The sequence below is a fragment of the Streptomyces sporangiiformans genome (genome assembly GCF_005768555.2).
Classification (GTDB): domain Bacteria; phylum Actinomycetota; class Actinomycetes; order Streptomycetales; family Streptomycetaceae; genus Streptomyces; species Streptomyces sporangiiformans.
In genome coordinates this window covers 1-18,447 of record NZ_VCHX02000130.1, presented here as the reverse complement: position 1 = coordinate 18,447, position 18,447 = coordinate 1, and the positions used below count along the sequence as shown (strand labels likewise).

Annotated in this window: 16 protein-coding genes; 13 read left to right on the top strand and 3 right to left on the bottom strand. The window is 70.3% G+C overall.

Translation table 11 applies throughout. The features are described 5' to 3' along the window. Positions 1-10 precede the first annotated feature (10 nt). Positions 11-994, bottom strand: a complete 984-nt coding sequence (locus FGD71_RS18770) for a helix-turn-helix domain-containing protein (RefSeq protein WP_119101614.1) — start codon at positions 992-994, stop codon at positions 11-13. A 367-nt stretch (positions 995-1,361) separates the two neighbouring features. Here FGD71_RS18770 and FGD71_RS18760 point away from each other — a divergent pair, with 367 nt between their 5' ends. Then, the gene (locus tag FGD71_RS18760; RefSeq protein WP_162931166.1) at positions 1,362-1,658 is read left to right on the top strand and encodes a Rieske (2Fe-2S) protein; all 297 of its coding nucleotides are present in this window, start codon (positions 1,362-1,364) and stop codon (positions 1,656-1,658) included. 170 nt (positions 1,659-1,828) lie between these two features. Here FGD71_RS18760 and FGD71_RS18755 read toward each other — a convergent pair whose 3' ends face one another. Next, the gene (locus FGD71_RS18755; protein ID WP_119101611.1) at positions 1,829-2,242 is read right to left on the bottom strand and encodes a pyridoxamine 5'-phosphate oxidase family protein; all 414 of its coding nucleotides are present in this window, start codon (positions 2,240-2,242) and stop codon (positions 1,829-1,831) included. 141 nt (positions 2,243-2,383) lie between these two features. On the opposite strand from FGD71_RS18755, the gene clpB reads away from it, so the two are divergent. Both clpB and FGD71_RS18745 read left to right on the top strand, forming a co-directional pair. Then, positions 2,384-4,996 carry an ATP-dependent chaperone ClpB gene (clpB, locus tag FGD71_RS18750; protein ID WP_119101610.1) on the top strand — a complete coding sequence of 871 codons (2,613 nt, stop codon included), beginning with the start codon at positions 2,384-2,386 and terminating at the stop codon, positions 4,994-4,996. 147 nt (positions 4,997-5,143) lie between these two features. Beyond that, positions 5,144-5,668, top strand: a complete 525-nt coding sequence (locus FGD71_RS18745; protein WP_119101609.1) for a YbjN domain-containing protein — start codon at positions 5,144-5,146, stop codon at positions 5,666-5,668. 84 nt (positions 5,669-5,752) lie between these two features. On the opposite strand, the gene FGD71_RS18740 is transcribed toward FGD71_RS18745, so the two are convergent. Next, positions 5,753-6,937: a pyridoxal phosphate-dependent aminotransferase gene (locus tag FGD71_RS18740; RefSeq protein ID WP_119101608.1), complete on the bottom strand. Its 1,185-nt coding sequence runs from the start codon at positions 6,935-6,937 to the stop codon at positions 5,753-5,755. An 860-nt stretch (positions 6,938-7,797) separates the two neighbouring features. Here FGD71_RS18740 and FGD71_RS18730 point away from each other — a divergent pair. The 10 genes from FGD71_RS18730 (at position 7,798) to kynU (ending at position 18,258) form a co-directional block, all read left to right on the top strand. After that, the gene (locus FGD71_RS18730) at positions 7,798-8,328 is read left to right on the top strand and encodes a DUF2617 family protein (RefSeq protein ID WP_119101607.1); all 531 of its coding nucleotides are present in this window, start codon (positions 7,798-7,800) and stop codon (positions 8,326-8,328) included. A gap of 81 nt (positions 8,329-8,409) precedes the next feature. Beyond that, a complete protein-coding gene (locus FGD71_RS18725) occupies positions 8,410-10,020 on the top strand; it encodes a polyamine aminopropyltransferase (protein WP_119101606.1) in 1,611 nt (536 codons plus the stop codon). A gap of 247 nt (positions 10,021-10,267) precedes the next feature. Continuing rightward, positions 10,268-11,122, top strand: a complete 855-nt coding sequence (locus tag FGD71_RS18720) for an SRPBCC family protein (protein ID WP_119101605.1) — start codon at positions 10,268-10,270, stop codon at positions 11,120-11,122. Positions 11,123-11,201: 79 nt separating this feature from the next. Continuing rightward, positions 11,202-11,990: an aldose epimerase family protein gene (locus FGD71_RS18715; protein WP_119101604.1), complete on the top strand. Its 789-nt coding sequence runs from the start codon at positions 11,202-11,204 to the stop codon at positions 11,988-11,990. Positions 11,991-12,036: 46 nt separating this feature from the next. Continuing rightward, a complete protein-coding gene (pyrE, locus tag FGD71_RS18710) occupies positions 12,037-12,585 on the top strand; it encodes an orotate phosphoribosyltransferase (protein ID WP_119101603.1) in 549 nt (182 codons plus the stop codon). 201 nt (positions 12,586-12,786) lie between these two features. Next, a complete protein-coding gene (gene fbaA / locus FGD71_RS18705; protein WP_119101602.1) occupies positions 12,787-13,809 on the top strand; it encodes a class II fructose-bisphosphate aldolase in 1,023 nt (340 codons plus the stop codon). 94 nt (positions 13,810-13,903) lie between these two features. After that, positions 13,904-15,382, top strand: a complete 1,479-nt coding sequence (locus FGD71_RS18700; protein WP_119101601.1) for an MFS transporter — start codon at positions 13,904-13,906, stop codon at positions 15,380-15,382. 232 nt (positions 15,383-15,614) lie between these two features. Then, complete coding sequence (locus tag FGD71_RS18695) at positions 15,615-16,028, top strand: DUF3151 domain-containing protein (RefSeq protein ID WP_119101600.1); 414 nt, start codon at positions 15,615-15,617, stop codon at positions 16,026-16,028. Positions 16,029-16,223: 195 nt separating this feature from the next. Then, positions 16,224-17,072 (top strand): tryptophan 2,3-dioxygenase family protein, encoded by an 849-nt coding sequence (locus tag FGD71_RS18690; RefSeq protein ID WP_119101599.1) that lies wholly within the window; start codon positions 16,224-16,226, stop codon positions 17,070-17,072. Beyond that, positions 17,065-18,258: a kynureninase gene (kynU, locus tag FGD71_RS18685; protein WP_119101598.1), complete on the top strand. Its 1,194-nt coding sequence runs from the start codon at positions 17,065-17,067 to the stop codon at positions 18,256-18,258. The genes FGD71_RS18690 and kynU overlap by 8 nt, the downstream gene beginning before the upstream one ends. The last annotated feature ends 189 nt before the right edge of the window (positions 18,259-18,447 follow it).

Below are 18,447 nucleotides of genomic sequence, written 5' to 3'. Positions count from 1 at the left end.
CTCCCCGCGCTTAGTGATCCTGGTCCAGGATCCCGGACTGCGCTATGAGGTAGCCGAGTTGGGCCCGGCTACCACTGCCCAGCGCGGTGGCCAGCTTCGCTATGTGGGCGCGGCAGGTGCGCACGTTCATGCCCAGGCGGCGGGCTATCGCCTCGTCGACGTGGCCCTCCACGAGGAGTTTGGCGATGGAGTGCTGGATGTTCGTGATGCCGTCCGGGGCGGTTTCGTAGGGGGCGCCGGTGCTGAGGGGGACCGAGCGGCCCCACATGAACTCGAAGACCTTGATCAGGTAGCGGACGAGGCCCGGGTGGCGAAGCTCCAGGGCGACCTGCTGGTCGTCTCGGGTGGGGATGAAGGCAACGGTCTCGTCGCAGATGATGAGGCGCTCCGCCAACTCGTCAATGGTGCGGTACTCCACCTTGCCGTTGGAGAGCTGGGCCACGTAGGCCAGCTTTTCAGGGTTGTACCTGGCCGTGTGCTGATAGAGGGTCCGAATCCTGACGCCACGTTCGATCAACGGCCGGTCGCGCTCCAGCCCCTGGAGGAGACTGCTCTCGGAGATGCGGTTACTCGGCTGGACCGTGAGCATCTCGGTCTGGCACTGGGCCGTGGCCAGGTTGAGCGCCGCATTGATCCGCTCTCCGCCCTCCAGCACCGCGATCGAGTGGGTGGTCGCCGTCGCCTGGGCGCTGAGGGCCATGAACGGCTCGAAAGCATCGGACAGTTCGATTGACCACCGCCGGCGCTCGGCTATTTCGTGCTCTATGGGGTGGAGTCGCTGGGCCAGCGCGACCGACGGGGGTACCGGGAGCAGCCAGTTCGCATCGTCGGGATCGGGGTGGAGCAAGGCGAACTCCATCAGACACGGAGCAGACTCCACATCCGCGCGGGCGATGCGTCCCGTGCGCAGCGCGTTGGCATAAAGTCGGCCACCTTCCCCACACAGTTCGGTCACCGCATGGGGATGTGTCGCCTTAGTCCCATTTGTTGCCAAATCTCCACCCCCCAGGGTCCTGAACGTGCAGGAACATGATGCATCGATTGTGTGGCCATGACGTGCCCGAATGAGCCATCGTCTTATCGGACGGGGGAACGAGGGGACCTTCAAGTGAGGACGAAGCCGACTATGTATAAGAGAATGCTTCGCTCGGTACTTGTCGCCGCTTTTTCCGCCGTTGTGGCCTTCGGAACGCTGAGCGGCCTATCCGATGCGAAGGGCGACGACCGGGCGGACAGTAGCTGGCCGTCAGTGGCCGTGCAGGCGTCTGTCAATGACAGCAGTTGGCCGGCGCCTCCCGTGGATGACGGAGCCGGGAGCTGACGTGACGACTCCTCCCGACGACCGGTCCTTCCGCCGCGAGATGGCCACCGCCTACCGCTCCGGCTGGCACTTCATCGACCTGGTCACCGCCATCCCCCACAGCGGTGACTCGTTGATGGTGACCGTGTTCGGTGAGCCGGTCGTGGTGACCCGCGACGAGGACGACGACGTGCGGGCCTACCGGTGCCTGCGGCGGCCCCGCGGCGCGCCGCAACCCGTGCGGTGTGCCATACGGTACGGAATGATCTTTGTGAACCTCGATCAGCGCGACCATCGGCTGGTCGAGCCGGAAGCCCCGGACGTACGAACCATTTCAGCCACCCCCCGCAGTGCCTGACGCGATTCCCCCGTCGTAGTAGATCGCGCAGGTGCTTCCCCCCGCAGCGGCGTCACCGTGACCTGAACACGGTGACGCCGCTGCAGTTTCCAGAGATATATCAGCCCATCCACCGGTCTCCGCAAGGGCTGAAACCAGCCTCGTATCGCTCGGCCCCGCGTCGGGCTGCGTCAGCCGCGGCCCATCGCCGAGGCCAGCTCGATCTCGATGACCACCCGGGACGGGTTGGGGGACGGAGTCCGCCCGTAGCGCTCGGCATACCGGCGCTCCGCCTCCGAGATCCGCCCGGGGTCCGGGGAAACCGTCGCGCGTCCCTCCAGCGTCGCCCATCGCCGCCCGTCCACCTGGCAGACGGCGGCCAGGGCCCCGTCGGCCCCCGCGGCCAGCACGTTCCTTACCTTCGCGCTCGACTTGTCGGCGATCACCCGAGCCAGACCGGCCTCCGGATCGTATGTAACTCCGACCGGCACCACATGCGGCGTGCCGTCGGGACGGAGGGTCGTCAGGGTGCACAGATGGCGTTCCCGCCAGAATCCGAGGTACGAGTCGTCGGGATCGCGCGGGTTCACGGGGTACGAGGCCATGGTCGGGAACTTAACCCCGGCCCCGCTCGTGACCGGCCCCGCCCCCTCCCTCCGTGCCCTTGAGTGGAATAGACTCAACTTTGTGTACGTTGGTTGGGTCAGTCAACGCCGGAGCCCGACCAGGAGGAGGAGAGCGCAGACGTGGACGCCGAGCTGACCAACAGGAGCCGGGACGCGATCAACACGGCGAGCAACCGGGCCGTGTCCGAGGGGCACCCGGACCTCACCCCCGCGCACCTGCTGCTCGCGCTGCTCGAGGGGCAGGACAACGAGAACATCACCGACCTGCTGGCCGCCGTCGAGGCGGACCAGGTCGCCGTACGGACCGGTACCGAACACGTGCTGAGCGCGCTGCCCAGCGTGACCGGCTCCACCGTCGCCCCTCCGCAGCCCGACCGTGAGCTGCTCGCCGTCATCGCCGACGCGGCGGAGCGGGCCAAGGACCTCGGCGACGAGTACCTCTCCACCGAGCACCTGCTCATCGGCATCGCCGCGAAGGGCGGCAAGACCGGGGCCGTACTCTCCCAGCAGGGGGCCACGGCGAAGAAGCTGCTGGAGGCCTTCCAGAACGCGAGGGGAGGGCGCCGAGTGACCACTGCCGATCCCGAGGGCCAGTACAAGGCACTCGAGAAGTTCGGGACCGACTTCACGGCCGCCGCGCGCGAGGGCAAGCTGGATCCCGTCATCGGGCGGGACCAGGAGATCCGGCGCGTCGTGCAGGTGCTGTCCCGGCGTACGAAGAACAACCCTGTCCTCATCGGCGAGCCCGGCGTCGGCAAGACCGCCGTCGTGGAAGGGCTCGCGCAGCGGATCATCAAGGGGGACGTGCCCGAGTCCCTGAAGAACAAGCGGCTCGTCGCGCTGGACCTGGGCGCGATGGTCGCCGGTGCCAAGTACCGCGGTGAGTTCGAGGAGCGGCTGAAGACCGTGCTCGCGGAGATCAAGGACTCCGACGGGCAGATCATCACGTTCATCGACGAGCTGCACACCGTGGTCGGAGCGGGCGCCGGCGGCGACTCCGCCATGGACGCGGGCAACATGCTCAAGCCCATGCTCGCGCGCGGTGAGCTGCGCATGGTCGGTGCCACCACCCTGGACGAGTACCGCGAGCGGATCGAGAAGGACCCGGCGCTGGAGCGGCGCTTCCAGCAGGTGCTGGTCGCCGAGCCGACCGTCGAGGACACCATCGCGATCCTGCGCGGGCTCAAGGGCCGCTACGAGGCCCATCACAAGGTCGTGATCGCGGACAGCGCGCTGGTGGCGGCGTCCTCGCTCTCCGACCGGTACATCACCTCCCGCTTCCTGCCCGACAAGGCCATCGACCTCGTCGACGAGGCCGCCTCCCGGCTTCGTATGGAGATCGACTCGTCTCCGGTCGAGATCGACGAGCTCCAGCGTGCCGTCGACCGGCTGCGCATGGAGGAGCTGGCGCTCGACAAGGAGACCGACCCCGCCTCCCGGCAGCGGCTGGAGAAGCTGCGGCGCGACCTCGCCGACAAGGAGGAGGAGCTGCGCGGCCTCACCGCCCGCTGGGAGAAGGAGAAGCAGTCCCTCAACCGCGTCGGTGAGCTGAAGGAGAGGCTCGACGAACTGCGCGGACAGGCCGAGCGGGCCCAGCGCGACGGCGACTTCGACACCGCTTCCAAGCTCCTCTACGGCGAGATCCCCGCCCTCGAAAGGGACTTGGAGGCCGCCTCCGAGGCCGAGGAGGAGGTCGCCAAGGACACGATGGTGAAGGAGGAGGTCGGCTCCGACGACATCGCGGACGTCGTCGCCGCCTGGACGGGCATCCCCGCCGGACGGCTCCTCGAGGGCGAGACGCAGAAGCTCCTGCGGATGGAGGAGGAGCTGGGCCGCCGGCTCATCGGCCAGACCGAGGCCGTACGGGCGGTGTCGGACGCCGTACGCCGCACACGCGCGGGTATCGCGGACCCCGACCGGCCCACCGGATCCTTCCTCTTCCTCGGCCCCACCGGCGTGGGCAAGACGGAACTGGCCAAGGCGCTCGCGGACTTCCTCTTCGACGACGAGCGGGCGATGGTCCGCATCGACATGTCGGAGTACAGCGAGAAGCACAGCGTCGCCCGGCTGGTCGGCGCGCCCCCCGGCTATGTGGGTTACGAGGAGGGCGGCCAGTTGACGGAGGCGGTCCGCCGCCGCCCGTACAGCGTCGTGCTCCTCGACGAGGTCGAGAAGGCGCACCCGGAGGTCTTCGACATCCTGCTCCAGGTGCTCGACGACGGGCGCCTCACGGACGGGCAGGGCCGCACGGTCGACTTCCGCAACACGATCCTGGTCCTCACCTCGAACCTGGGCAGCCAGTTCCTGGTCGACCCGATCACCGGCGAGGAGGAGAAGAAGCAGCAGGTGCTGGAGGTGGTGAGGGCCTCGTTCAAGCCGGAGTTCCTGAACCGGCTCGACGACCTGGTGGTCTTCTCGGCCCTGGACAAGGACGAGCTCACCAGGATCGCCCGGCTCCAGATCGACCGCCTCGCGGAGCGCCTCGCCGAACGCCGCCTCAGCCTGCACGTCACCGACGAGGCCCTGACCTGGCTCGCCGACGAGGGCAACGATCCGGCCTACGGCGCCCGCCCTCTGCGCCGTCTCGTCCAGACCGCCATCGGCGACCGCCTCGCCAAGGAGATCCTCTCGGGCGAGGTCAAGGACGGCGACATGGTCCGCGTGGACCGCTTCGGGGACGAGCTGATCGTGGGGGCGGCGACCGCCGATTCCGGGCCCGCGAAAACGCTGTGATCCGGCCCGGAAAAACGCTGTGAGCTGAATCCCCGTGGGGGATCCGGCCAACGGACACCGAACCGGCCGAACCACGCGGGTCGGGGGTTGCCACCCCCCGCCCCGCATGGGAGAGGATGGCGGAATCCGTACGAAGGGAAAAACACGGTGAGCATCGACCCGTCCTCGATTCCGAACTTCGGGGGCCAGCCCGAGCCGCAGAGCGGTGGACCGGCGGGCCCCGTCGTCCCGGATCAGGACCTCGTGAAGCAGCTCCTCGACCAGATGGAGCTGAAGTACGTCGTCGACGACGAGGGTGACCTCGCGGCGCCGTGGGAGCAGTTCCGTACGTACTTCATGTTCCGCGGTGAGGGGGACCAGCAGGTCTTCTCGGTGCGGACGTTCTACGACCGGCCGCACCAGATCGACGTGAAGCCCCAGCTCCTCGAGTCGATCGACGACTGGAACCGGCGCACGCTGTGGCCCAAGGTCTACAGCCACACGCACGACGACGGCACCGTCCGCCTGATCGGCGAGGCGCAGATGCTGATCGGCACCGGCGTCAGCCTGGAGCATTTCGTGTCCTCGACGGTCAGCTGGGTGCGGGCCGCCATCGAGTTCGACAAGTGGCTCGTCGAGCAGCTCGGCCTGGAGCAGGAGATCAACGAAGCCGAGAAGCCCGACGACGAGTAGTCCCCGCGGCTACCGGACGAAAGAGAGCCCGGCCAGGGCACCGACCACCTGGGTCGCGTGCCCGGGCCGGGCTCTTGCCGTTTTTCAGAGCGAGCGCAGCCGTTTGACGGCCTCCTCCAATACCTCTGTCTGCTTGCAGAACGCGAACCGCACGAACGGTGCCCCCGCCTCGCGGTGGTCGTAGAAGACCGCGTTGGGGATCGCGACGACGCCCGCCCGTTCGGGCAGCGTGCGGCAGAACGCGAAGCCGTCGCTCTCGCCGAGCGGGCGGATGTCGGTGGTGATGAAGTACGTCCCGGCCGTCCGGAACACCTCGAACCCCGCCTGTGCGAGTCCGGCGCTGAGCAGATCCCGCTTGGCCCGCATGTCCTCCCGGAAGGCTGTGAAGTAGGTGCCGGGCAGCGTCAGCGCCTCGGCGACCGCGTACTGGAAGGGCCCCGAGGCCACGTACGTCAGGAACTGCTTCGCCGAGCGGACCGCCGCGACCAGCGCGGGCGCCGCCGTCACCCAGCCGACCTTCCAGCCGGTGAACGAGAACGACTTTCCCGCGGAGCCGATAGTGACCGTGCGCTCTCGCATCCCGGGGAAGGTCGCGAGCGGGATGTGCTCGGCCTCGTCGAAGACCAGGTGCTCGTACACCTCGTCGGTGACCACGAGCAGATCCCGCTCCACGGCGAGCTCGGCGATCGCGGTGAGCTCCTCGCGGGTGAGGACGGTGCCGGTGGGGTTGTGGGGGGTGTTGATCAGGAGGAGGCGGGTGCGGTCGGTGACCGCGTCCCGCAGCTCGTCCAGGTCGAGCCGGAACGAACGCTCGCTCGGGCGCAGCGTCACGGGGACGCGCGTGCCGCCCGCCATCGCGATGCAGGCCGCGTACGAGTCGTAGTACGGCTCAAGGGCGATCACCTCGTCACCGGGCTCCAGCAGGGCGAGCAGCGCCGCAGCGATCGCCTCGGTCGCGCCGGCCGTGACGAGGACCTCGGTGTCGGGGTCGTGCGTCAGTCCGTACCGGCGCTCCTGGTGCGCGGCGATCGCCGTGCGCAGCTCGGGGATGCCGGGTCCGGGCGGGTACTGGTTGCCGCGGCCGTCGCGCAGTGCCCGCACCGCCGCCTCGCGGATCTCCTCCGGGCCGTCGGTGTCGGGAAAGCCCTGGCCGAGGTTGATCGAACCGGTGCTCAGGGCGAGGGCCGACATCTCGGCGAAGATCGTCGTCCCGAACTCGGCGAGCCGGCGGTTGAGGATCGGGCGTGCGCTGGAGGTCATGGCGGCCATCCTGCGCGCAACCTCTGGAGTTCCTCAACTCTGCTTTGGCCTTCGCCGGGCGGGGGCATCCCCCCTTCACACAAGAAGCACAGGCGAGAAGCAATGGCCCACGGGGGGTCGCTTCGGGGGAACGAAAGGAGGGTGACGTCATGGTTATGGGCATCATCCTGGCGGCAGTCTGCATCGTGCTCGTCATCTGCATCGTGGCCGCCGCGAGGACGGACACCAGGAGGGCGCGTGCGCGTTCGCGCGGCCACTCCCGGAGCGGCGGCTCGGGCGGCTGGTGGGCGGCCGGAGGCGGGAGCAGCGGCTCGTCCTGCAGCTCGTCGGGGAGTTCGTGCGGCGGCGGCTCGTCCTGCGGAGGCGGGTCGTCCTGCGGGGGCGGCGGGGGAGGATGCGGCGGCGGAGGCAGCTGACACGGGGCAGCTGGTCCGCCGGGGGCCCGCATCCGGACCGTCCGGCACCACNCGGCGGAGGCAGCTGACACGGGGCAGCTGGTCCGCCGGGGGCCCGCATCCGGACCGTCCGGCACCACGAAGCGCCCGCCGGGGCCATCTCCCGGCGGGCGCTTCGCCGTTGGGGGAGTGCTGGGTGCGTTGGGTGTGTTGGGGGCGCACAGTGCACTGGGGGCGCATTCGGCAACAGGGGTTCACTCCCTGGTTGAACAGTTGAGCTGTTGAGCCCTCGGGGGGATGGAAATCGCACGAAGATGGGTAAAAATGCTGTGGCGGACGCGCCGTTCATGATTCCCTCGTAGTCCCCCACCGCAGACCCCGAGAATCATTCTGACCAGGCAGGCCGGGCGTTTTCCCGGCGCCGACGGGGTGCGACGAATCCACTCACTCTTTGCGTGCCTGCGGAGCCGACCCATGCTCACGACCCTCACAACCGCCTATACCGACACGCGTGCGGCCGATCTCGCCTGGGCCCTGGGGCGCGAACCATTGCCCGCCCTCGCCACCCTCGATCTCGAACTCTCCGGCGCGAAGCTCCAGTTGAGACTGCTGGGCGCGTCCCACCAGGTGCTCCTGGAGCAGCGCCAGGGCATCTGTTCGGAAACCGTCGCCTGTATTCCGGGCAGCAGTACGCCCCTGCCGCTCGGCGTCGCGAAACGCATCGGCGACTGGGAGTACGAGTTCGCGGCGCGCGTCGAAACGCTGTCGCGCGGCTCATTCGCGGGGCGTGCACAGGAGTTGCTGGCGCTGGTGGCCGACCACCCCAAGGGCCTGGCGGGCGTGTTCCCCGGCAGTCCGCACGCGTTCACCGCGATGCTCGCCCAGTGGCACGAGGGGCAGATGCACTGGCGGACATGGCACGCCTATCCACAGGAGGGCCAACTGGTGGCCACACGTACGCGAGTTGGGGCCAGAGTGGCGGCGCCCGAGCCTGCGCCGGCATAGCGCCGCAGTATGCGTCGGGGGCCGAAGTTCCACACGTGTGGGTGACGAAGTGCGCCGGAGGCGTGACGTAGCGTTCGCGGAGTGATCGAGCCGCACGCCCCGGCCCCGCCCGGTGTTCCGCCGCCCTGGGACGGTCCGGGCCCGGCGCGGCTGCCCGTCAGACCGGCCATCGGGCGGTTCTTCGTGCTCGCCGGTGCCTTCACCTGCGCGGCTTGCGGACTCGTGTACGAACTCGAACTGGTCGCCCTCGCCTCGTACTTGATCGGAGACTCCGTCACCCAGGCCTCCGTGGTCCTGTCCGTGATGGTCTTCGCGATGGGTATCGGCTCGCTCGGCGCCAAGCGGCTGCGCTGCCGCGCCGCGGCCGGCTTCGGCGCGATCGAGGCGCTGCTCGCGCTGGTCGGCGGGTGCAGCGCGATGGCCCTGTACGCCGTGTTCGCCTGGACCGGCGGCTGGGGCGGGATGTGGGAGGGCGGCTCCCGCTGGCTGCTCGTCGGCTTCTCGCTCGCCATCGGGCTGCTCATCGGAGCCGAAGTGCCCCTGCTGATGGAGCTGATCCAGCGGGTCCGGCGCCAGGACGCGGGCGGGGCCGTGGCGGATCTGTTCGCCGCGGACTACGTGGGCGCGCTGGTCGGTGGACTCGCCTTTCCCTTCCTCCTGCTGCCTCTGCTCGGGCAGTTGACCGGGGCGCTCATGACCGGGACCGTCAACGCGATCGCGGGCGGCGCGCTCGTCCTCGGTCTGTTCCGGCATGACCTGACCCGGCGAGGGCGGCGGCTGCTGGTCGTCGCCAACGTCGTCGTGCTCGGGATCCTCGCCTCGGCCGCCGTCCTCGTCGACGACTTCGAGCGGGCGGCGCGGAAAGCCGTGTACGGCGGGGACGTTCGCGTGGCGCTGCGGACGGGCGTACAGGAGATCGTCATCACCGGGGACGCGGACGGCGGCCACTTCCACCTCTTCCTCGACGGACGGCTGCGGGTCAGCGGGCGCGACGAGCGGCGCTTCCACGAGGCGCTGGTGCACCCGGCGATGGACAACGGACCGCATGCGCGCGTGCTCGTCCTCGGTGGCGGGGACGGCCTCTCCGTGCGCGAAGTGCTGCGGCACCCGGGCGTACAGCGGGTGGACGTCGTCGAACTCGACGCGGCCGTCGTGCGGTTGGCGCGCCGCGACCCCGCGCTGTCCGCGCTGAACGAGCACGTGTACCGGGATCCGCGGGTGCGTGTCATCACCGCCGACGCCTTCGCACTGCTGCGGCAGACACAGGACACGTACGACGTCATCGTCTCCGATCTGCCGGATCCGGGGATCACGGCCAGTACGAAGCTGTACTCGCAGGAGTTCTACGGCCTCGCCCAACGGGCTCTCGCGGTGGACGGCCGGCTCGTCGTGCACGCGGGGCCGGTGGCTTCGCGGCCGCGGGTCTTCTGGACCGTCGACGCGACGGTGCGGGCGGCCGGGCTGCGGACCGTGCCGTACCGGGTCGGTGGCCGCGATCCCGGGTTCGCGGGTGGTCCCGACCACGCGGCGGGCGGTGCGTCGCGGGTGCCGCCGGAGTGGGGCTTCGTGCTTGCGGCCCGTGCGGCGCCGGTGCTGTCCCTGCCGGGGGGTGTGGGGTCGGCGGAGCGTACGCGTCCGCCGGGGGTGTCGCCGTCCACGCTGGTGCATCCGCGGTATGGCGGTTGGCGCTGACCCGGCGGTTCCTCACCCCCGCCGCCCCTACCCAGTCCAATCACTGAGGGCTCCGTCCCCAGACCCCCGACGCCGGTCGTTTCTCGGGTGCGGGTTGTCTGTGGCTGGTCGCGCGCAGCTCCCCGCGCCCCTGAAGGGGCGCGCTGTAGTTCCCTGTGCCCCTGAAGGGCGGCTGCTTGCCCGCCGTACGGGGAATCCCTTGATACGGGGGGTGCGGGTCGGGACTTGCTGGGTAGGCTCGGCAGACATGGAGCATGAGGTGTTCGTTCCGGTTGCCGCCGAACGTCTTCGGGAAGCCCTCGCCGATCCCGCGCGGGTGGCCCGAGCGGTGCCCGGGCTCCAGCAGGAGGCGGGGACGGCACCCGTCTCCGGGCGCCTGAAGGTGCGCGTCAGCGGCCACACCATCACGTATCGCGGGACGCTCCGGGTCGTCGGGCAGGACGACGGGTCCTACTCCGTGGCGGCCGACGCGACCGAGGCCCGCGGCAGCGGCTCCGTGAAGCTCGCCCTCACGCTGTCGCTCCGCCCGGCGGAGGGCGGCTCGACGCTCGCCTTCGACGGGACGGCCACGGCTGACGGACGGATCGCGGAGTTGCCCGTGGACGCGGTGGCCTCGGCGAGTACGCGGTTGCTGCACCGATTCGCGGAGAACCTTGCCGCCGCCTCCGATCAGGAAGCGAAAGAGGCGGAAGAGGCGGAAGAGACAGAAAAGACAGAAGAGACAGAAGAGACAGAAGAAGCGGCTGTCGCGCCGCCCGAAGGCGCCCAGGAATCCGAGCCCGCGGCCGCCGAGGAACCCTCCCTCTCCGAGACCGAGGTTCCGCCCCCGGCCCTCGCCTCCTACGACGAGAGCGACTTCGAAGGCGGCTTCGAGGAGGAGGCGGAAGCGGAACCGCCCGCCGAAGCGGCGCACGCCCGGCGGACGATGATCGGCCGGAGCGCGGAGGAGGTCGACCACGCGCCACCGCGCGGCCGGTACGCGCCGACACCCGCGCCCGAGGCCGTCTCCCACAGCGCGACCCTGCGCTGGGCGGCCCCCGCCGCCGCCTTCGTCCTGGCCTCGGCCATCGTCGTGAGCCGCGTCCTGCGCCGACGCCGCTGATCGAGGTTCACAAAGATCATTCCGTCCTCCGAGGCAGCCCCTCCAAGCGGCCCTCCCCCTGCCCAGTAGGGTCTCCCGGGTGAGTAACGAAGACATCACGCTGACCGCGGGCGACGCGGAGGTGACCGTGCGGCCGGGGAACGGCGGGCGGGTCGGGGGGCTGCGGGTCGGCGGGCTCGAACTGCTGCGCCAGGGCGAGAAGTTCGGCTGCTTCCCGATGGTCCCGTGGTGCGGACGCATCCGGGACGGCCGTTTCCTGAACGGCGCCACCGTGCACCAGCTGCCCCTCAACTCCCCGCCGCACGCCATACACGGCACCGCCCGTGACGGGGCCTGGCGCACGGCACGCGCGAGCGAGCGCGAGGCCGTGATCACGTACGACCTCGTCGACCCCTGGCCCTACGCGGGCCGCGTCACCCAGGTCGTCACGCTGACCGAGGACGCGCTGACGCTGACCATGGCCGTGGAGACGTACGACGACTCCTTCCCGGCGCAGATCGGCTGGCACCCGTGGTTCAACCGCAACCTCGGCGGCGACGACGTACGCATCGACTTCAGCGCCGCCTGGCAGGAGGAGCGCGGCGAGGACCACCTGCCCACCGGCCGGCGGACCGACCCGAAGCCCGGCCCCTGGGACGACTGCTTCGGGATGCCGGGCGGGGTCGACGTGACGCTGACCTGGCCGGGGCAGCTGGAGCTCAAGGTCGCCGGTCGCGAGGAGTGGGTCGTCGTGTACGACGAGCAGGAGGCGGCCGTGTGCGTGGAGCCGCAGACCGGCCCGCCCAACGGGCTCAACACCCTGCCCCGACTGGTCACCCCCATCGAGCCCCTGGAAGCGTCCACCACGTGGACCTGGCGGCGCCTATGACCACGGCCACCTGGACGTGCCGGCGGGCGCGCCTAAGCTGACTCGCATGAGTGACGTACGCGGCGCGCTGCTGCAGCAGATCAAGGACAAGGCCGTGGTGCACGGCAAGGTGACCCTCTCCTCGGGTCTTGAGGCCGACTACTACGTGGACCTGCGCCGGGTCACCCTCGACGGCGAGGCCGCGCCGCTGGTCGGCCAGGTGCTGCTCGACCTGACGGCCGAGCTCGACTTCGACGCCGTCGGCGGGCTCACCATGGGCGCCGACCCGGTGGCCGCCTCGATGCTGCACGCGGCCGCCGCGCGCGGCCGGCGGCTCGACGCGTTCGTCGTCCGCAAGGCCGCCAAGGCGCACGGCATGCAGCGCCGCGTGGAGGGCCCGGACATCGAGGGCCACCGGGTCCTGGTCGTCGAGGACACCTCCACCACCGGCGGCTCCCCGCTCGCCGCGGTCGAGGCCGTGCGCGAGGCCGGGGCCGAGGTGGTCGCCGTCGCGACGATCGTCGACCGCGCGACCGGCGCCGCCGAAAAGATCACCGAGGGGGCCGGAGTTCCCTACCTCTTCGCGTACTCGAAGGACGAACTCGGCCTCGACTGAGGGGAACTGGGCCTCGACCGGCCGGAGGCCGCCGACCTGAGTCCGTACGACCCGTCGCCCCCGGGGCGTACGGCCCTCTGGACCCTTGACGCCCTGGGCTGGAGCATCGGGTCAAGTCTGGAAAGATGGGGACGACGATGACGTCGCCCCCTAGGTCAGGGCAGTAAGCACAACGCCACCGCACATACAAGGAGCGGACAGATGCCCATCGCAACCCCCGAGGTCTACAACGAGATGCTCGACCGGGCGAAGGCAGGCAAGTTCGCCTACCCGGCCATCAACGTGACCTCGTCGCAGACCCTGCACGCTGCGCTCCGCGGCTTCGCGGAGGCCGAGAGCGACGGCATCATCCAGATCTCCACCGGTGGTGCGGAGTTCCTGGGCGGCCAGCACAACAAGGAGATGGTGATCGGCGCGACCGCGCTGGCCGAGTTCGCGCACATCGTCGCCGCCAAGTACGACATCACGGTCGCGCTGCACACCGACCACTGCCCGAAGGACAAGCTCGACGGGTACGTGCGTCCGCTGCTGGCCATCTCCGAGGAGCGCGTCAAGGCCGGGCAGAACCCGCTGTTCCAGTCCCACATGTGGGACGGCTCGGCGGAGACCCTCGCCGACAACCTCTCGATCGGCCAGGAGCTCCTGGAGCGCGCCCGCGCCGCGAAGATCATCCTCGAGGTGGAGATCACCCCGACCGGCGGCGAGGAGGACGGCGTCTCCCACGAGATCAACGACTCCCTCTACACGACGGTCGACGACGCGATCCGTACGGCCGAGGCCCTGGGCCTGGGCGAGAAGGGCCGCTACCTGCTGGCCGCGTCCTTCGGCAACGTGCACGGCGTCTACAAGCCGGGCAACGTCGTCCTGCGCCCCGAGCTCCTGAAGGAGCTGAACGAGGGTGTCGCGGCCAAGTTCGGCAAGCCGTCGCCGTTCGACTTCGTCTTCCACGGCGGCTCCGGCTCCACCGCGCAGGAGATCGCGACCGCCCTGGAGAACGGCGTCGTCAAGATGAACATCGACACCGACACTCAGTACGCCTTCACGCGTCCCGTCGCCGACCACATGTTCAAGAACTACGACGGCGTCCTGAAGGTCGACGGCGAGGTCGGTTCCAAGAAGACCTACGACCCGCGGACGTGGGGCAAGCTCGCCGAGGCGTCGATGGCCGCGCGCGTCACCGAGGCCTGCTCGAACCTGCGCTCCACGGGCACGAAGATCAAGTAACACCTGGTCCGCAGTCCGCAGTCCGTGGTCCGTGGTCCGTACGTGAAGGGCCCGGCACCCTCCCGGGTGCCGGGCCCTTCCGTATGCTCCGGATATGGCTGCCCCTCCGCAGGAGAACCCGGCCGTCAGGATCGCCACGCCCACGGGGAAGTGGATCCTGCTGACCACGGTGCTCGGTTCGAGCATGGCGTTGCTGGACTCGACGGTCGTGAACGTCGCGCTGCCGCGCATCGGCCGCGACCTGGACGCGGACCTGGCCGTCCTCCAGTGGACCGTCAACGCGTACACGCTCACCCTCGCCGGCCTGATCCTCCTGGGCGGCGCCCTGGGCGACCGCTTCGGCCGCCGGAAGGTCTTCGTCGTCGGCGTCATCTGGTTCGCGGTGGCCTCGCTGCTGTGCGGGCTCGCGCCGAACGCGGGGATGCTGGTGGCGGCCCGCGCCCTTCAGGGCATCGGCGGTGCGCTGCTCACACCGGGTTCCCTCGCCCTGATCCAGGCGTCGTTCCACCCCGACGACCGGGCGAAGGCCGTCGGCCTGTGGTCGGGGTTCGGCGGCATCGGCGCTGCGGTCGGCCCCTTCGTGGGCGGCTGGCTGGTGGACGGTCCCGGCTGGCGCTGGGTGTTCCTGCTCAACGTCCCGCTCGCGCTGCTGTGCGCGCCGATCGCCATGCGCCACGTACCGGAGTCGAAGGACAACCAGGCCCACGGTCGTGGCTTCGACGTGCTGGGCGCGGCCCTCGGCGCACTCGCGCTCGCGCTGATCACGTACGCCCTCATCGAGGCCCGCGGCAGTTCTCTCGTCGTCGCCGGGACGGCGGTCGCGGGCGTCGTGGCGGGGATCGCCTTCGTGTACGTCGAGCGGCGGCGGCCCGATCCGATGATGCCGCTCGACATCTTCGCGTCCCGGCAGTTCACGGCGGTCAACGTGGTGACCCTGTGCGTGTACGCGGCCTTCAGCGGGTTCTTCTTCCTCGCAGCGCTCCAGCTGCAGGTCGTCTCCGGCTACTCGGCGCTGGGGGCCGGTACGGCGCTGCTGCCCATCACCGTCCTGATGTTGCTGCTGTCGGCCCGCTCGGGCGATCTCGCCCGGCGCATCGGCCCGCGCATCCCCCTCACCGTCGGCCCGTTGCTGTGCGCGGCCGGGATGCTGCTGATGCTGCGGGTGGGCGTGGACGCGTCGTACGTCCTGGACGTGCTGCCCGCGCTGCTCGTGCTCGGACTGGGCATGGTGACCCTGGTCGCGCCACTCACCGCGACCGTGCTCGCCTCCGTGGACACCTCGCGGGCGGGCCTGGCCAGCGGGATCAACAACGCGGCGGCCCGCGCGGCCGGGCTCGTGGCGGTGGCCGCGTTGCCGCTGCTCGTGGCGCTGGGGGACGAGGCGTACCGGTCGGCGGACGCCTTCGACGACGCCTTCCAGCGGGCGATGCCGCTGTGCGCGGGGGTGCTCGTCGCGGGCGCGGCGATCGCCTTCGCGACGGTACGCCGCCCGCCGCCGGACTGCGCACACCCCGAGTGCCAGACCCACGGCTGCGTCACGACACCACCCTTGGAACCGGAGGAGGCGCCGTAGGGAGCGCCCCGTCAAAGGAGCGCCCCGTCAGGGGCGCGGGGCTGTGTCGATGTGCGGCTCCGCCGCGTGGGCGCGACCAGCCACAGACGGCCCGCAGCCGAGATACGACGACCGGGATGGGGGGCCGGGGGCGCAGCCCCGAGACGGCCACACCGACGAAGGGCGCGCGAATAACAAAGACGAACCCCAGCCCACGGTGCCACCCCCGGAGGGATGCCGCAGACTGGAACCCATGTCCATTCACGAAAACCTCCTCGGGGGACCGCCCCCGACCCACCTGCCCGACGACCCGGAGCCGCGTGAGCTCCTGGCGAACGGCACGGCGCCGGCCGATGTCGCCGCCAAGACCCCGACCTCCTCACTCGCCTGGGCCCAGCTCGCCGACGAGGCGTTCGAGCGCGGCAGCGTCGTCGAGTCGTACGCGTACGCCCGTACGGGCTACCACCGCGGGCTGGACGCTCTTCGGCGCAGCGGCTGGAAGGGCCACGGCCCGGTGCCCTGGGAGCACGAGCCGAACCGCGGTTTCCTGCGCGCCCTGCACGCCCTCGCCCGCGCGGCGCAGGCGATCGGCGAGCAGGAGGAGTACGAGCGCTGCACGCAGTTCCTGAAGGATTCCTCGCCGACGGCGGCCCAGACGCTGGGCTAGTTCCTTCCAGGCCCTACTGGATCTCTGTGGTCCTTCTGGGTCCTTTTGCCGGTTGTGCGCGGGCCCGCCTGGGTGTGACCAGGCGGGCCTTGCGGTCTCGGGGGAGGATTGTGGAAGATGCCGGGTGGGGACCGGGGCCCCCGTGTCGAATCGGCAGGGGCGGACCGCTACCCGGAGTACGCACAGGAGACAGCGATGTCCCAACAGGCTCAGCACTCTCACGAGACTCAAGAGCCCGAGACCCCGCATCTCGACTTCCAGGGCACGACCCCGTACGAGGACTACGTCCAGGCGGACGTTCTGACCCACCTCCAGCACACCCTCTCCGACGACCCCGGAGAGATGGTCTTCCTGGTCACCACCCAGGTCATGGAGCTGTGGTTCACCGTCATCGTCCACGAGTGGGAGACCGCGGCGAAGGCGGTGCGCGAGGACGACGTGCCGGTCGCGGTGGCGGCCCTGAAGCGGTCGGTACGGGAGCTGGAGGCGCTGAACGCGTCCTGGAAGCCCCTCGGCCAGCTGACCCCGGCCCAGTTCAACTCGTACCGGAACGCCCTCGGGGAGGGCTCCGGCTTCCAGTCCGCGATGTACCGGCGGATGGAGTTCCTGCTCGGCGAGAAGTCCTCGTCCATGCTCGTGCCGCACCGGGGCGCCCCTCGGGTGCATGCCGAGCTGGAGAAGGCGCTGCACGAACCGAGCCTGTACGACGAGGTGCTGCGGCTGCTGGCGCGGCGGGGACATGCGATTCCCTCGTCCGTACTGGAGCGGGACGTGTCACTGAGGTACGAGCCGTCCGCGGAGGTCGAGGCCGTGTGGACGTCTCTGTACTCCGGTGACGAGAGCGCCGAACTCGCCCGGCTCGGTGAGGCGTTGACCGATGTCGCCGAGCTGGTGTGGCGCTGGCGCAACGACCATCTCGTGGCCACCCGGCGGGCGATGGGCGCGAAGACCGGGACCGGCGGTTCGGCGGGCGTGGCCTGGCTGGAGAAGCGGGCCCAGAAGAACGTGTTCCCCGAGCTGTGGACGGCGCGCAGCCATGTCTGAGCCGTACGCCGGGAAGGCGGCGGCGCTGGACGCCGCGGACGAACTGGCCGGGCTGCGCGCGCAGTTCGTCCTCGACGATGCGGTGTACCTGGACGGGAACTCGCTCGGCGCGCTGCCCCGTTCGGTGCCCGGACGGGTCGAGGACGTGGTGCGCCGGCAGTGGGGTTCCCTGCGGATCCGGTCCTGGGAAGAGAGCGGCTGGTGGACGGCGCCGGAGCGGATCGGCGACCTGATCGCGCCGCTGGTGGGCGCGGCGGCCGGACAGATCGTGGTGGGCGACTCCACAAGTGTCAACGTCTTCAAGGCACTTGTGGGCGCGGTGCGCATGGCAGGGGAGGGGCGGGACGAGATCCTCGTCGACGCCACCACCTTCCCCACGGACGGGTACATCGCCGAGTCGGCGGCCCGAATGACGGGCTGCGCGCTGCGTGCGGTGGCGCCCGGCGACGTAACGTCGGCGCTCGGCCCGCGTACGGCGGCGGTGCTGCTGAACCACGTGGACTACCGCACGGGCCGTCTGCACGACCTGCCGTCCCTGACGGAGGCGATCCACGCGGTGGGAGCCGTGGCCGTCTGGGACCTGTGCCACAGCGCGGGCGCCCTGCCGGTGGGGCTCGACGAGCACGGGGTGGATCTTGCCGTCGGCTGTACGTACAAGTACCTGAACGGTGGCCCGGGTTCACCGGCCTATCTGTACGTCCGCCACGACCTGCAGGAACGCTTCGACTCCCCGCTCCCCGGCTGGAACTCGCACGAGGACCCCTTCGGGATGCGGCCGTCGTACGCTCCCGCGACGGGCGCGCCGCGGGGCCGCGTGGGCACGCCCGACATCCTCTCGATGCTCGCTCTGGAGGCGGCGCTGGAGGTGTGGGAAGGGGTGTCGATCGAGACGGTCAGGGCCAAGTCGCTGGCGCTCACGGACTTCTTCCTGGAGTGCGTCTCGGCGTACGTCCCCGAGGGCAGGGTGGAGCCCCTGACACCGCTCGCGCACGCGGAGCGGGGCAGTCAGGTGGCGTTGCGCTGCGACGACGCGGGCGACGTGATGAAGCGGCTGATCGAGCGGGGGGTGGTCGGGGACTTCCGGCACCCGGACGTCCTCCGGTTCGGGTTCACCCCGCTGTACGTGGGGTTCGGCGACGTGGAGCGCGCGGCACGGGTGCTGGCGCAGACGGCGTCCGTGACCTGACGCCGACTGGTCGGCCCGGGCGCGTGAGGACGAGGCCCTCTCAGCCTGTCCGGCGTTTGAGGACGAGGCCGTCAGGCCAATTCCACCCACCCACCCGCACATTCCCACTCGCCCCAGGCATCCCCAGCCCGTCCGGCGTTTGAGGACGAGGCCGTCAGGCCGATACCGGGGGTCTGGGGGCGGAGCCCC

Bases quoted from the DNA above. Each gene is read 5' to 3' on its own strand.
- FGD71_RS18760 (WP_162931166.1), top strand. From the start codon at position 1,362: ATGGCCACCGCCTACCGCTCCGGCTGGCACTTCATCGACCTGGTCACC.
- FGD71_RS18755 (WP_119101611.1), bottom strand. From the start codon at position 2,242: ATGGCCTCGTACCCCGTGAACCCGCGCGATCCCGACGACTCGTACCTC.
- FGD71_RS18740 (WP_119101608.1), bottom strand. From the start codon at position 6,937: ATGGCCGCCATGACCTCCAGCGCACGCCCGATCCTCAACCGCCGGCTC.
- FGD71_RS18730 (WP_119101607.1), top strand. From the start codon at position 7,798: ATGCTCACGACCCTCACAACCGCCTATACCGACACGCGTGCGGCCGAT.
- FGD71_RS18720 (WP_119101605.1), top strand. From the start codon at position 10,268: ATGGAGCATGAGGTGTTCGTTCCGGTTGCCGCCGAACGTCTTCGGGAA.
- pyrE (WP_119101603.1), top strand. From the start codon at position 12,037: ATGAGTGACGTACGCGGCGCGCTGCTGCAGCAGATCAAGGACAAGGCC.
- fbaA (WP_119101602.1), top strand. From the start codon at position 12,787: ATGCCCATCGCAACCCCCGAGGTCTACAACGAGATGCTCGACCGGGCG.
- FGD71_RS18700 (WP_119101601.1), top strand. From the start codon at position 13,904: ATGGCTGCCCCTCCGCAGGAGAACCCGGCCGTCAGGATCGCCACGCCC.
- FGD71_RS18695 (WP_119101600.1), top strand. From the start codon at position 15,615: ATGTCCATTCACGAAAACCTCCTCGGGGGACCGCCCCCGACCCACCTG.
- FGD71_RS18690 (WP_119101599.1), top strand. From the start codon at position 16,224: ATGTCCCAACAGGCTCAGCACTCTCACGAGACTCAAGAGCCCGAGACC.
- kynU (WP_119101598.1), top strand. From the start codon at position 17,065: ATGTCTGAGCCGTACGCCGGGAAGGCGGCGGCGCTGGACGCCGCGGAC.